This window comes from Paenibacillus sp. D51F, assembly GCF_053345695.1.
Genome location: NZ_JBKFAO010000020.1, coordinates 1 through 14,662, shown reverse-complemented (window position 1 = coordinate 14,662; position 14,662 = coordinate 1). Strand labels below are relative to the sequence as shown.

The following is a 14,662-nucleotide window of genomic DNA, read 5'->3' as shown; positions in this document are numbered from 1 at the left end:
TTCATTTTTATGTAGATGCAGTTGAGTTTTATTTCACAATCTGCCGCCGGGCAGGTCTGAACTTATAGTAGGAAGGCTGGCAAGCATGATGTTGATCTCCCACAAATACCCCGAGGCCTATATCCGATATCTCGCAGAGTTCCACGGGACAAGGGATTACTTCGAATGCCACGAAATTCTGGAGGAATACTGGAAGGAGCATCCCGAGGATGAGCAAGCCCAGCTCTGGCACGGGCTGATTCAGATTGCCGTCGGCCAATACCATCTGCGGCGGGGCAACCGGGAAGGAGCCCGCAAAATGCTGCGCTCCGCCTGGGAAAGGCTGTCGCTGCCGCTGCTGGAGCAGGCGGGCCTTGACGGCGGCTTGCTCCGCAGACAGTTGGACGAAGCCGCCTCGCTGCTGGAGCGGGGCGAGGGAATTCCTTACTCCGGCTGGATGCTGCCGATCCGGGACCTCGAGCTCGCGGCTGCCTGCAAGGAGCGCTGCGCTGCGGAAGGACTGGATTGGTGCGGCGACATCGTGGCGGGCGATGAGCTGATCCACCGCCATCTGACGCGCGACCGCAGCGAAGTCGTACAAGCGCGGGAGCAGTCGCTCCGACTCAAGAGAGAAGCGGCGCGAGGCGGAGGCTGACCGCCTCGCTGTGAAACTAAAAGGCTTATCCGAATCGGGCTGCGGCCCGATTCGGATAAGCCTTTGTTGGTCTGCGGGTTATTCTGCGGCAGGATCCGCATGGTTCAAAAATTCGTACCCTTCCGTCACAAGATCAAGCTTGCCTGTCTGAGGATGGATGATCATGCCGTGCACGGGCGTGCCCGGAGGGAGCAGAGGGTGGTTGCGGACGATGCTCACGCTTTTCTCGACGCTCGAGCGCACATTGTCGAAGCCGGTCAGCCAGCGGGTGAAATCGACGCCGGAGTGCTTCAGCGTGCGGATCGTCTGGGAAGGCACTCCCCGATCCACCATTTTGCCGATCATGCTGTCCGGGTTGATGCCCGTCATGCCGCAGTTGTAATGGCCGATGATGAACACTTCATCCGCGTTCAGCTCATAGAGCGCGACCAGGATGCTGCGCATGATGTTGCCGAATGGCTGCGTGATGATGGCGCCGGCGTTCTTGAGGATCTTGGCGTCGCCGTTGCGGAGATTGAGCGCCCTTGGCAGCAGCTCCGACAGCCGCGCATCCATGCATGTCAGGATGACCATGCGCTTGTCGGGGAATTTGTCGGTCAAATATTCCTCGTACTTCTTGTCCTCGACGAATTTTTCGTTATAGGCAAGCATTTCCTGGAGATTGTTCATGATGCTCCCGACCTCTCTTTCGCGCAGTTGGTTTTAGAAGGTGGCCGTTCCTTGCGGGAAGAACCGCAGGTCATGGCTGTAGATCTGGCTGTCGCTCGCCAGGATGAAGGCTTGTCGAGCCGGGTTGTAGTCCAGCTTCAGCTCGGGCTCGAAAAACACCTCGTATCTTTCCTCGTAGAGGAAAGGAAACGGGTCGCCTTCGCCGATGACGTCGCCGGGACTCGCTTGGCCGACGATATGAAGGGCGGACACGCCGTTGACGACGCAGCCGCAGCCCTCCGTATCGTAGACAAGCTTAAGGATGCCCTTTCCGTCTTCGAGATAAGGCTTCAGCGCCTCGACGGCGGCTGTCTTGAATGTGATGCGCATCTTCCGCCACTCCTTTGTCCGAGGCTTCCGTGCAGCCGGCGGCCCCGTTTGATCACCGTTGATTATAAGGTCTGTCCCCGCTATGATCAAGTATAGGACGTATAGACGAAAGGGTGACGACCTGTGACGACATCTACATACGAAAAGACTTTGGCCGATTTCCGCGCGCTGGACCGGAAAATCCGGAATTACCATGAAGCCCAGGCTATTCTCGCCTGGGATCTGCGCACCGGCGCCCCCCGCAAAGGAATGGACGCCCGCTCCGAGGTGCTCGGCCAGCTGGCCGGCGAAGCGTTCAAGCTCTCCACCTCTTCCGAGATGGGAGAGCTGCTGCAGGCTCTCGAACAGAAGGGAGCGCAGGACAGCCTGGGCGAGATCGACCTCAAGCTGGTCCATGAAGTCCGGCGCCAGTACGACCGCAGCGTCAAGATTCCGGCCAAGCTGTACGAGGAAGCCGTCGTTCTGATCTCGCAGTCGGAATCCGCCTGGGAAGTCGCCCGCGGCAACAACGACTTCGCTTCGTTCGAGCCGTTCCTGGACAAGGTCATCGGCTATACGAACCAGTTCATCGATCTATGGGGGCCGAAGGCTACGCGGTATGATACGCTGATCGACGATTACGAGCCGGACATGACTGTCGCCGAGCTGGACTCGATCTTCAGCTCGCTGCGCGACGAGCTCGTCCCGCTGTCTTCGGCCATCGCGGAATCGGCGAACAAGCCTTCCCGCGAGTTTCTGAACCAGCTGTTCGACAAAGGCGCGCAGAAGGACTTCAGCCTGTTCATGCTCGGCCAGATGGGCTACGACTTCGAAGCCGGACGTCTGGACGAGACCGCGCATCCGTTCGCTACGGGAATCAATCTCGGCGATGTGCGGATCACGACGCGTTTTTTGGCCGATGACGTGACGAGCGCTTTGTTCGGCACGATCCATGAGGGCGGCCATGCGCTGTATGAGCAGAACGTCTCTCCGGAGCTTGCCGGAACTTCCCTGTTCGGCGGAACGTCGATGGGCATCCACGAGTCGCAGTCGCGCTTCTGGGAGAACACGATCGGCCGCAGCCGCCCGTTCTGGCACCGGTATTTCGGCGACCTCCAGAGCCGCTTCCCCGGCCAGCTGAACATCAGTCCGGAGGAATTCTACCGTTCGCAGAACACCGTCCAGCCTTCCCTCATCCGCATCGAGGCTGACGAGCTGACCTACAACCTGCATATCATCATCCGTTACGAGATCGAGAAGATGATCTTCAACGAAGGAGCGAAAGCATCCGACCTCCCGGCGATCTGGAACGACAAATACCGGGAATACCTCGGCATCACGCCGCCGAACGACGCGCAGGGCGTCATGCAGGACGTGCATTGGAGCGCCGGGCTGTTCGGCTACTTCCCGTCCTATTCCCTCGGCAACATGTACGCGGCGCAGATGGCCGACACGATGGAAGCCCAGCTTCCGGAGCTGTGGGAGCTGGTCGCGCGCGGCGAGCTGGCGCCGATCAAATCCTGGCTGACAGACCGCGTCCACAAATACGGCAAGCTCAAGACGCCGAAGGAAATCATTCTCGGAGCGACGGGCAAGCCGCTGGACCCGAGCTACCTCGTGAAGTATCTGCGGGCCAAATACACGGATATCTACAAGCTGTAAAGGTCGAGCGGCGCCGAGCTGCAGCGGCCTTGAGGCAACGATGCCATGCAGATTCCAAGCTCCGATACGATGGGCCGCCCGAGCTGGAACCAAGCCGGAACCAAGCCGGAACCAAGCCGGAACCAGCCGGAACCAGCCGGAACCAAGCCTCTCCACCTGCCATTCACATGGCGGAGGAGGGGCTTTTTTTGTCATGCCCCTTGATGGCTCGGATCCGGACAGCGCTCTTGGGAGATGCCGCTCCGCTTGCCGGCGAACGCCTGCCATCATCTCCCGCCATTCACCACCTGGCTGCCGCAAGCATAGGCTGTAGCACACAAAAGTCCACGTGGGAGGAAACATCCATATGAAAAAACAATCTATCGCAGGCCTGCTGCTGGCTGCTTCGCTGCTTCTGACGGCATCGCTGTCCGGCTGCGGCAGCAAGAGCGACGGTCCGGTGAAGATCCGTATCGGCGAAGTGACGCGCTCGCTCTTCTACGCTCCGGAGTATGTCGCCTTGTCCAAAGGGTTTTTCAAGGACGAAGGGCTTGATGTCGAGCTGCAGACGACCGCGGGCGGGGACAAGACGATGACCGCATTGCTGTCCGGCGCCATCGACGTCGCTCTCGTCGGCTCCGAAACGTCCATCTATGTCTATCAGCAGGGCTCCGACGATCCCGTCATCAACTTTGCCCAGGTGACGCAGACCGACGGAACGTTCCTCATGTCCCGCACAGGTGCCGCCTTCGACTGGAACAACCTCAAGGGATCGACCTTCCTCGGCCAGCGCAAAGGCGGCATGCCGCAGATGGCGGGTGAATTCACACTCAAGAAAAAAGGCATCGATCCGCAGAAAGACCTCAAGCTGATCCAGAACATCGACTTTGCCAACATCACCGCGGCATATGCGTCCGGAACCGGCGATTATGTGCAGCTGTTCGAGCCTCAGGCTTCGATGATGGAGAAGGAAGGCAAGGGCAAAGTCGTCGCTTCGTTCGGCGTAGAGGGAGGCCATCTGCCTTATACCGTCTTCATGAGCAAGCAAAGCTACATCAAGAAAAACGAGGATGCGGTGCAGAAGTTCACGAACGCGATCCAGAAGGCGCAAGCCTGGGTAAAGGAACACAGCGCCCAGGAAATCGCCGATGCCGTCGGCACTTATTTCCCGAGCACGGACAAAGCCATCATCGTAAGCTCCATCGACCGCTACAAGCAGCAAGGATCCTATGCGGATAATCCTGTCATCGACAAAGAGGAATGGAACAACCTGCTCGACGTCATGACAACCGCCGGCGAGCTCAAGGATCGTCCCGATCACGACAAGCTGGTAGACAATTCGTTTGCGGAAAAGGCCGGCAAGTAGCTGTCCGGCGATTGAACGGCAGGCCGGCGGACACGTCCGGCCTGCATGCTACGTTTCGGGGCGACGCTTGGAAAGGAGGACAAGGACATGGACGACAAATCACCGATGCTGGAGCTGAGGGGAGTCTCGCATGTCTATGTAGGCAGGAAAGGAGCTTCCCTGGCTGTCGACCGGATGGAGCTGGCTGTCGGACACGGAGAATTCATCAGCCTGGTCGGTCCGAGCGGCTGCGGCAAGACGACCGTTCTCAGCCTGCTTGCGGGCTTGTTTCCGCCGGCAGCGGGCCAGGTGCTGCTCGGCGGCAGACCGGTAACGGAGCCGTCCGCCAAGGTCGGCTACATGCTTCAGCAGGACTGCCTCCTGCCATGGCGCACGATCCGGGACAATGCCGGGCTCGGCCTGGACATCGCAGGCAGGCGCGCGGCTGCGGAACGGAATCGGGTCGAAATGCTGCTCGAGGAAGTCGGCCTTGCCGGAACGGGGGGCAAGTATCCGGGAGAGCTGTCCGGCGGCATGAGGCAGCGGGTGGCGCTGGCGAGGACGCTGGCGCCGGAGCCCGATGTGCTGCTGCTCGACGAGCCGTTTTCGGCTCTGGATATGCATATCAAGATGCAGCTTGAGGATCTCGTGCAGGCGACGCTGCGCAAGCTGGGCAAGACAGCGGTGCTCGTCACCCATGATTTGGCCGAAGCGGCGGCGATGAGCGACCGGGTGATCGTGCTCGGCCGCAATCCGGGCCGGATCCGCAAGGAAATCGCCGTGCCGGAGGCCATCAGGAGGCTGGCGCCGACGGAGGCGCGCAAGCATCCTTCCTTTCAGGCGCTGTTCGATGCGCTGTGGGAAGAACTGAACGCCGGAGAAAGAGAAGGTGGGTCGCGTGAGTGATGATAAAGCCTGTCATCCGGCAGGCGGAGAGTACGAGGCGGTTTCTTCAGGAGACAATGGCGGATCGCATGCCGGAGCGGACCGGGAAGGATGGCTGAATGCGCTCCATGCCGCCTACCGCCGCCGCGAGCGGGGCATCGGAGCTGCCGTGTTGTCGGTGCAGCTGCTTCTGCTGGCTGCATTCGTCCTTCTATGGGAAGCGGCGGGACGCTTGAAATGGATCGACCCGCTCCTGTTCAGCTACCCGTCCAAGATCGCCGCCCAGCTGGCCTCCTCGAGCGCGGACGGCACGCTGTGGCCGCATGTCGGCGTCACTGTGGCGGAGACGGCGGCGGGATTCGTCCTCGGGACGCTGATCGGGACAGCGCTTGCCGCGCTGTTATGGTGGTTCCCGTTCGCATCGAAAGTATTCGATCCCTATCTGGTCGTATTCAACAGCCTTCCGAAAGTCGCCCTCGGGCCGATCTTCATCGTGGCCATGGGCCAGGGCTTCCTGTCGATTCTGTCCGTGACGCTGTCGATGACGGTCATCGTGACGACGATCGGCATCTACAACCGGTTCCGTGATATCGAGCCCGGCCTCGTCAAGGTCGTGCGGCTGCTCGGAGGGACGCGGCTGCAGCTGTTCCGGCTCGTCATCCTGCCTGCATCGTTCCCGATCATCATCTCGACGCTGAAGGTCAATGTCGGCTTGGCATGGGTCGGCGTCATCGTCGGCGAGTTCCTGGTCGCCAAGGAAGGGCTGGGCTACCTGATCATCTACGGCTTCCAGGTGTTCAATTTCACGCTCGTCCTATCGACGCTCGTCGTGATCGCGGCTGCGGCGACCATGATGTACCAAGGAGTCGCGCTGCTGGAGAAGAAGCTCATATCCGGCGGGAGAGAGCCTTCGTAAGTCTGGACCCGAAGCAGCCTTGGAATACGGAGCGGGGAGCACGATGCAACCCTCTCGCGGGCAGAAGGCGCAGAGGGGAATCCGTCCCGGCAGCTGCATCGAGGGCTGGCATCCGGACCGGAGCCAAAGTGGCGGGTCCGGATGCGCTCCCGCAATTGACGTGCCGGGCAGGAAGGTCTAGGATGATACGACAGGCGTGGCGCTTCGGCGGCATCCGGGCGGAGGCCCGGCTGGCCGAAGCGTTTTTTTTTCATGGGCTGCAGGAGGACAGGCGGACTTGCCGCTCGCCGAAGCGAGGAATGCGGCTGGCCATCCTCTTGCCCGCATCTCGCGGGAATCAGCGCGGGTGCGGATGCCCAGAATCGCCGCGCGCAAGCCGCAGAAGCCGGCTTGCGCGTCAAACGGAATCGGAAAGGCAGGGAGAAATGGTCGTGAAAGGAATCGGGCTTAGAGTGGCGAAAACGGCTGCTGCCGTCGCGGCTGCCATCTGGACCGCCCAGCTGCTGGACTTGACGGAACCGCTGTTCGCAGGGGTGCTCGCCATACTCGGAGTCGAGACGACCCGGCGCAAAGGCTTCCGCAGCCTGTTCGAAAGGCTGGCCGCAGGCATGATCGCGCTGCTGGTTTCTTCGGCTCTGTTCGAGCTGATCGGATACCGGATCTGGACGGCGGCCATCTATGTCCTGCTCGTCTTCCCCTTGCTGTCGAGGCTCCGCCTTCGGGACGGCATCGTGCCGGGCAGCGTGCTTGTCTTCCACGTATACGGCGCCGGAGAGGTTACGGCCGGCCTGCTGCTGAACGAATTGCTGCTGCTGCTCGTCGGTCTCGGATGGTCGGCGCTGTTCAACCATGTCTACATGCCCGGGGAGACGAAGCGGCTGCAGAAGCTCCGGACCTCCGCAGAGAGGAAGTTCGGGGAAATATTCGCCGAAATGGCGGCGGTCCTTCGCGATCCCGGCCGTGTCTGGAGCGGCTCGCAGCTGCTGGAGCTGGAGGCGGACGTCGCCGAGGGAGAGCAAAGGGCGCAGCGGGAACAGCATAACCGGCCATGGGAGCCGGACTTTTACTGGACCGTTTATTTTGCCATGAGGAGGCTGCAGCTGGAAAGCCTCGCCTCCATGCTGCAGCTTCTATCGTATGTATACGGGCGACTGCCCCAAGGCGAACTGCTGGCCGATCTGCTCGAGAAGATCGAAGGCGACATCTCGTCGGATTATTATGAAGACCGGACCCGGCTCGCGCTGGCCGAGCTGCGGCGACACTACCGGACGATGGAGCTTCCCCGCACGCGGGACGAATTCGAAGCCCGCTCGGCATTGCTTCAGCTGTGCCTGGAGCTTGAACGCTTCCTGGATACCGCAAGCCGGCACAAAAAGCGCCGCAATGCCGGCGACAGCCCCATCAGCGGGACGTCCCGGGAATAATTTGCCGCGCAGTGTCATCTTCTCCATGCCTGCCCCATACAATGAATCAGGGAAAATTCGTTGCGGCGCCCGGAAAAGAAGGAGTCACCCTAGACGAATGTCCTGCATACACTTGTAAGGAATGATTGTATGGAGGAGGTTAAGAAATGACGATTGCAGATAAACAGCTTCAGACTAGAGAAATCATCACGAAAGCTGTCTGCGGTAAAGGTCGCAAGTTCTCGACGGTATCGCATACCGTCACGCCCCCTCACCGCCCCACCAGCATATTGGGCGCTTGGGTCATCAACCACCAGTATGAAGCGGTTCGGTCGGGGGACGGCATTGAGGTCGTCGGATCTTACGACATCAACATCTGGTATTCGTACAACAAAAACTCTCAAACCGACGTAGCGAAGGAAACGGTCTCTTATGTCGAAAACATCCCGCTCTCCTACGTGGACCCGAAGCACCGGGCAGTCACGGAGGAAGTTTCGGCTGAATCGACGCAAGAGCCAAATTGCATCGAAGCGAACATCTCTTCGAACGGCTCTTCCGTAGTCGTGCGGGTCGAGCGCGAATTCGCGGTCGAGATGATTGCCGAGACCAAAGTATGCGTGGCAGTCGTTCCGGGCGGCTGCGACGACTTTGACGGCAAAGACGGCAAATATGGTTTTGACGACGGGGACAGCGGCTTCGACGACTTGGATCCCGATCTTCTCGACGACGAGCTGTAAAAGCCGGGCCTCAAGGTTCTTACTTCAGGGTATGCAGGCATACGAAGGAATTCGAGGGCGAAAGCCCTCTTTTTTTGTAGGGAAAGAGCATAATTTCTTCTTGCTTCGTTCCTGCAAGGCGAATTGCAGCGTCAAGACTGATGAGGCTGCGGCAAATCACTCGGGGAGGCGATGCCATGGCTGGCAAGGTGTGGCTATGGTGCGACGGCCAGGAAGACGATGCCGCCGCGTTGTCCACGCGTCTAGGCATTCCTTTATGCCATAACGGCGAAGCCGGACCGGGCCGGCAGGATGCCGTTTTTGTCTGGGGAAGCTCGCGGCTTCCGGAGCGTTGGATCGCGCTCTTGCGCGGCGACGGGCCGGGAGCGGGCGAAGCGGCCTGCCTGCCATGGCTGCTCAATGCCAATGCCGCCCGCGTAGCGGCCATGGGGCCGGAGCGGCTGCAAAGGGAATTGGAGGCGTCGGGCCTGCATGCGGGAGGAGCTGCGGAGACCGGCAGGCTGTACCGGGTTGCGGTCGGAGAGGGAGAGCCTTTGCTTGCGCATCGGGTCCGTTCCGAATTCTGGCGCAAGGGGATGCTCGCCGGGAGCCTGGCTGGCGGCATAGAGGATGGCGGCGCCAGCTTGCAACCGTCAGGGCCGACGGGCAGCGGCGGTTTGCCGGGCTCTATTCCCGGCACCGATGCAGCCGCCAATGCCGGTCCCGCAGGCATATGGCGTTATGCCGAGGATCCGGCCATGCGGCGTTCCGTGCGCGCGGCGCTGAGAGCGGCATACGAGCTCGGACTTGATGCTGCCGAGGTGCTTGTCCGCGCGGCAGACGGCGGCCGGGCGTCCATCGCCGGCATTCGTCTGCCCGGCTGCCGGCGCTTTCTGCTTGCCGGCGAAGGAAAGCTTGCGGAGGCGGATGCCGTGCCGGAAGCGGCAGCGGGCTTGTGGAGCCCCATGTGCTGCCGAATCCAGGGTTTGCTGGACGCTTCAGCGCAGCAGGATGGACCGGGCATCCGGATCGGCGCCGATCCGGAGTTCGTCATCATGAGGCCGGACGGAAGGATCCACTCCGCCTCCCATCTCGGCGGCCTGAGCAGCGCCGTCGGAAGCGACGTGCTGCTGACCGGGCGCCAGATCAGGCAGCCGGTCGGAGAGCTGCGGCCGGAGCCGTCGGCAACGGCGCAAGGTCTGGCCGAGAACATTCGCCTCTTGCTGCTGCGGGCTTCGAGGCGGGGGGCATCGAAGCCCGGCATGCGCTTGCTTGCTGGAGCGATGCCGCTGCCCGGCCTTCCGCTGGGAGGCCATGTCCATCTCAGCGGGCTGCCGCTGACATCGCGCCTCCTCCGCGTGCTGGACAGCTATGCCGCCTTTCCGATGGCTCTGGCGGAAGATCCGCGCGGGCGAGCCCGGCGGCCGCGGTACGGCACGCTTGGAGACAGCCGGGCGCAGCCGCATGGAGGATTTGAATACCGCACGCTGCCGAGCTGGCTCGTCTCGCCGGCCGCCGCGCGCTACGCTCTGGCCGTCAGCATGCTGGCGGCCGAGGACGGCTGCCGCCTGGATTTTTTGCCTTCCATGGATGGGCGGTACGTGAAGGCGTATTACGAAGGAGACAAGGAGACGCTCCGGGAATGCCTTCCGGGACTTCGGACGGCGCTGGAGAAGGTTTCCTCGTATTCCAAGCATCAGGCCTGGCTGGAGCCGTTCCTGGATGCCGCCGGCAACGGAGCGAGCTGGGATGAAAGCAGGGATATTCGAATCCGCTGGGGAATCCCAGTCCCCGAACCATCCTCGCCGACATGAGAGGACGCTGCTTGAATCCAGCCAGCCTGTCGGCATTGTCCAAGAGCAAAGGTGCTTTCCTTATCGGGCCGAGCTTGTGTCCGCGTCGCTTGAAGCGGGGAGGAACATATTTACCCCTTATTATGGAAGTTTTTCGGATTCAAAACGGGGCAAGGAGGACGAACAGGCATCCTCTTTGTCTCAATTGTCGGCCTAAGCGCGCCAGCGCCCGGCCTTTTCCGGCGTTCTCCTTTTGTACGGCAATTCTTGAACTGCTATAATGAGATGATTGTGTTCATAAGGCCGCTGCGGCGGGAAGAGAAAATACTGGAGTTTGACCGGGAGGGCCCAATGGCTGCACTTACGCCGATGATGGAGCAGTACATGTCCATCAAGCAGGAAGCGAAAGACGCTTTCCTATTTTTCCGTCTTGGAGATTTCTACGAGCTGTTCTTCGACGATGCCGTTCTGGCCTCGAGGGAACTGGAAATAACGCTGACCGGCCGCGCAGGCGGCGGCGAGGAGCGGATACCGATGTGCGGGGTTCCGTATCATTCGGCAGAGGGGTACATAGCTCGCCTGATCGAGAAGGGCTACAAGGTCGCCATCTGCGAGCAGGTGGAGGATCCGGCCGCGGCAAAGGGCGTCGTGCGCAGGGAGATCGTCCGCGTCGTGACGCCGGGAACGGTCATGGAGACAAAATCGCTGGCCGACAAAGCCAACAACTATATTGTGTCCGTCGCTCAGGAGAGCGGCCAGTTCGCGCTGGCAGCCTGCGACTTGACGACGGGAGAGCTGTACGCCACCTCGTTCACGGGTGGGCTCGAGCTGCTCCAGGACGAGATCAACGTCTACGTGCCGGCCGAAATCGTCGGGGACGCTTCCGTGCTGGACAGCCTGAAGCAAAAGCTGACTGCAGGCGCGAGGCCGGTTCTGTACACCGCTCGCGAGCCTATGGCTGCACCGGAGCTGGCGGCGCTGTTTCCGGACGGAGCGCTTGACGGGCTTGCTTCTTCGAGGCTGCGCGCCGTCGCCGCTCTCGCCGGCTATCTGGTGGAAACCCAGAAGAGGTCGCTCGGCCACGTCCGCAGCATCCGCAGCTACGAGCCGAACCAGTATCTGATTCTGGATCCGTTCACCCGCCGCAACCTGGAGCTGATCGAGACGGTGCAGGGACGCAGCCGCAAAGGATCGCTGCTCTGGCTGCTCGACCGGACGAAAACCTCGATGGGCGGCAGGCTGCTGCGCCGGTGGATCGACAAGCCGCTGCTGTCGGCTGCTGCGGTCGAGGAACGGCTGGAGGCGGTGGAGGCGCTGCATGGAAATCTCATCCTGCGCGAGGATCTGCGCGGCGAGCTGGATGGAATCTATGATCTGGAAAGGCTTGTCGGACGGGTCGCCTACGGCACGGCGGGCGGCCGCGATCTGGCGGCTCTGAGAGCTTCCCTGGAGCGCGTGCCGGCTGTGCTGGAGCTGCTTGCCGCTTCCCCGTCGGACACGCTCCGGCAGCTCGCGGGCGGCGTGGACGAATGCGCCGACCTGAGAGAGATGATCGACACCGTGCTCGTGGACGAGCCTCCGGTGTCCGTGCGCGAAGGCGGACTGATCCGCGCCGGATACGACGCCTATCTCGACCAGCTGCGCGAAGCCAGCACGGGGGGCAAGAAGTGGCTGGCCGAGCTGGAGCGCAGGGAGCGCGAGGCGACGGGCATCAAGACGCTGAAAATCGGCTATAACAAAGTGTTCGGCTATTTCCTTGAAGTGTCCAAGGCCAATATTTCCGCGCTGCCGGAAGGGCGCTACGAGAGAAAGCAGACGCTGGCGAATGCCGAGCGCTACGTCACGCCGGAGCTCAAGGAGAAGGAGAGGCTCATTCTCGAGGCCGAGGAGAAAATGACGGATCTCGAGTACAGCCTCTTTCTGCAGCTCCGCGACGCCGTATCGGCTCAGCTGCACCGGCTGCAGCGGCTCGCGGAAACGATCGCCTGCGCCGATGTGCTGCAGTCGCTCGCCGCGGTCAGCGCCGAGCGCCGCTATGTCCGGCCCGCAGTATCGGATGGGTACGACCTGGTTATTGAAGGCGGCCGCCATCCCGTCGTGGAGGCGGTCATGGAGGACGTCAGCTTCATGGCCAACGGAGCCGACCTGTCGCAGGACGGCGCCCGCGTCCTGCTTATAACGGGACCGAACATGGCCGGCAAAAGCACCTACATGCGCCAGACGGCTCTGATCTGCGTCATGGCCCAGATCGGCTGCTTCGTGCCGGCGCGCTCGGCCAGGCTGCCCCTGGTCGACCGGATCTTCACCCGCATCGGAGCGGCCGACGACCTCGTCGGCGGCCAGAGCACATTCATGGTGGAGATGCGCGACATCCAGCAGATGACCGACAAGGCCACGGAGCGCAGCCTCGTCATCATCGACGAGCTGGGACGGGGAACCTCGACCGCGGAAGGAATGTCGATCGCGCAGGCCGTCATCGAGTACCTGCACGACAGGACGGGCTGCAAGGCGCTCGTATCGACGCATTTCCACGAGCTGTCCCATCTGGAAGAGTCTCTGGAGCATCTGAGCAACGCCTCCATGGCGGTCAAGGAAAGCGGCGGCGACGTCACCTTCCTGCGCCGCCTCGTGCCCGGAGCGGCCAGCACCAGCTACGGCATCTACTGCGCCCGTCTCGCCGGACTGCCCGAGAGCATCATCGGACGCGCCTATGAGCTTCTCGAGTCAGCGGAGAGCCACCATTCGCCGGGTACGCCGAAGAAGGGCGATCAGGGCGAGGGCAATAGGGCGGCACCAGACCGGCAAGCCGATTCTGTGACGGCTCCGTCGGGCTCGGCTGGAGCGGCGAAGAGTCATCCAGGAGGAACAGACAAGGCGGAGCAAGCGATGGAGGGCGCCGAAGCCTACCGGGCCGAAGCGGCAGCCGGCATCGCCGACGCAGATCCGGTCCAGCTGTCCATCTTCGGCGAGGAGGCCGCGCATCCGGATTCGCTGCCCAAGCGCAAGGCGGGCAAGCACGAGGAGGCGGCCGATGCTTTTGCAGACAGCCTTCGCAGGCTGGATCTGCTGAACATGACTCCGCTTCAGGCGATCCAGTGGCTGAGCGACATGAAAGCCAAGCTGGGCTAGAACAGCGGCACAGGAAAGGAGACCGGCCATGGCCAGAATTCAAGTGATGGACGAGCATTTGGCGAACCAGATCGCCGCGGGCGAAGTCGTCGAGCGGCCCGCGTCGGTCGTGAAGGAGCTGGTGGAGAACGCGGTCGATGCCGGAGCAACCTCCATCGACATCACGATCGAAGAGGGAGGACTCAGCCTGATCCGTGTCCAGGACGATGGCGGCGGCATCGAAGCGGAGGACATGGAGACGGCGTTCCAGCGGCATGCCACGAGCAAGCTGCTGGACAGCCGGGATTTGTTCCGCATCGCGAGCCTCGGCTTCCGCGGCGAGGCGCTGCCGAGCATCGCGGCTGTCGCCAAGGTCGACTGTACGTCGGCCGGAAGCGACAGCGGACTCGGCCGGCGCATCGTGATGGAAGGCGGCCGGATGACCGCCGACGAGCATGCCGGAGCCGCCCAAGGCACCGATATGCTCGTGCGCGATCTGTTCTTCAACACGCCCGCCAGGCTCAAGTACATGAAGAGCATCCAGACGGAGCTTGGACATATATCGGACTATATTTACCGCATCGCGCTCGCGCATCCCGGGATCGCCTTCTCGCTGACCCACAACGGCGGCAATCTGCTGCGGACGCTCGGCAACGGGGATCGGCTGCAGGTAATCGCGGCGGTATACGGCACCGCTACGGCCAAGGCGATGCTGCCGCTGCGGGGAACTCATCCCGACTACGAGCTGAACGGCTACATCTCCAAGCCGGAGATGACGAGGGCGAGCCGGAGCGCGATCACGACCGTCGTCAACGGACGTTATATCCGCAGCTTCACCGTGCAGCAGGCTCTCCTGATCGCCTACCATACGCTGCTGCCGATCAACCGGTTCCCGATCGCAGTCCTTGAGATCGGGATGCATCCCGGTCTCGTCGACGTCAACGTGCATCCATCCAAGATGGAGGTGCGCTTCAGCAAGGAGCCGGAGCTCAAGGCGTTCCTGGAGGAGACGGTCAAGGAAGCGCTCGGCGGCAGACGGCATATTCCAGGCCCGGAGTCCGGCCGCTCCGAGCGTTCCGGCCCGTTGTACCGCCAGGAGCAGCTGCGCTTCCATCAGCCGGAGCCGGATGCAGGCCGCTCCGCCGCCGGCGGCGCTGCGGCGGAGCCGCCGCCTGGCCTGGCTTCCGCGGCGCGCGAGGCGGGC

12 protein-coding genes are annotated in these 14,662 nt (G+C 62.1%); 10 read left to right on the top strand and 2 right to left on the bottom strand.

Annotated elements, in window-relative coordinates; translation table 11 throughout:
* Positions 1-85: 85 nt before the first annotated feature.
* Positions 86-634: a DUF309 domain-containing protein gene (locus tag ACLBWT_RS22100; RefSeq protein ID WP_447665240.1), complete on the top strand. Its 549-nt coding sequence runs from the start codon at positions 86-88 to the stop codon at positions 632-634.
* A gap of 78 nt (positions 635-712) precedes the next feature.
* Here ACLBWT_RS22100 and ACLBWT_RS22095 read toward each other — a convergent pair whose 3' ends face one another.
* Positions 713-1,303 carry a beta-class carbonic anhydrase gene (locus tag ACLBWT_RS22095; protein WP_447665239.1) on the bottom strand — a complete coding sequence of 197 codons (591 nt, stop codon included), beginning with the start codon at positions 1,301-1,303 and terminating at the stop codon, positions 713-715.
* A 33-nt stretch (positions 1,304-1,336) separates the two neighbouring features.
* Positions 1,337-1,672, bottom strand: coding sequence for an iron-sulfur cluster biosynthesis family protein (locus ACLBWT_RS22090; protein WP_021880760.1), 336 nt, complete (start codon positions 1,670-1,672; stop codon positions 1,337-1,339).
* A gap of 123 nt (positions 1,673-1,795) precedes the next feature.
* On the opposite strand from ACLBWT_RS22090, the gene ACLBWT_RS22085 reads away from it, so the two are divergent.
* The 9 genes from ACLBWT_RS22085 to mutL form a co-directional block, all read left to right on the top strand.
* Complete coding sequence (locus ACLBWT_RS22085; protein WP_447665238.1) at positions 1,796-3,313, top strand: carboxypeptidase M32; 1,518 nt, start codon at positions 1,796-1,798, stop codon at positions 3,311-3,313.
* 346 nt (positions 3,314-3,659) lie between these two features.
* Positions 3,660-4,658 (top strand): ABC transporter substrate-binding protein, encoded by a 999-nt coding sequence (locus ACLBWT_RS22080; RefSeq protein WP_447665237.1) that lies wholly within the window; start codon positions 3,660-3,662, stop codon positions 4,656-4,658.
* An 87-nt stretch (positions 4,659-4,745) separates the two neighbouring features.
* Positions 4,746-5,543, top strand: coding sequence for an ABC transporter ATP-binding protein (locus ACLBWT_RS22075; RefSeq protein ID WP_447665236.1), 798 nt, complete (start codon positions 4,746-4,748; stop codon positions 5,541-5,543).
* Positions 5,544-5,637: 94 nt separating this feature from the next.
* Positions 5,638-6,438 (top strand): ABC transporter permease, encoded by an 801-nt coding sequence (locus ACLBWT_RS22070; protein WP_447665275.1) that lies wholly within the window; start codon positions 5,638-5,640, stop codon positions 6,436-6,438.
* 431 nt (positions 6,439-6,869) lie between these two features.
* Positions 6,870-7,862: an aromatic acid exporter family protein gene (locus ACLBWT_RS22065; RefSeq protein WP_447665235.1), complete on the top strand. Its 993-nt coding sequence runs from the start codon at positions 6,870-6,872 to the stop codon at positions 7,860-7,862.
* Between the two features lie 146 nt (positions 7,863-8,008).
* The gene (locus ACLBWT_RS22060) at positions 8,009-8,578 is read left to right on the top strand and encodes an outer spore coat protein CotE (RefSeq protein WP_447665234.1); all 570 of its coding nucleotides are present in this window, start codon (positions 8,009-8,011) and stop codon (positions 8,576-8,578) included.
* 176 nt (positions 8,579-8,754) lie between these two features.
* Positions 8,755-10,371, top strand: a complete 1,617-nt coding sequence (locus ACLBWT_RS22055) for a putative amidoligase domain-containing protein (RefSeq protein ID WP_447665233.1) — start codon at positions 8,755-8,757, stop codon at positions 10,369-10,371.
* A 330-nt stretch (positions 10,372-10,701) separates the two neighbouring features.
* Entirely contained in the window at positions 10,702-13,479 is a 2,778-nt protein-coding gene (mutS, locus tag ACLBWT_RS22050) for a DNA mismatch repair protein MutS (RefSeq protein WP_447665232.1), read from the top strand.
* 28 nt (positions 13,480-13,507) lie between these two features.
* Positions 13,508-14,662: DNA mismatch repair endonuclease MutL (gene mutL, locus ACLBWT_RS22045; RefSeq protein WP_447665231.1), on the top strand; the 1,155-nt coding region annotated here is incomplete at its 3' end.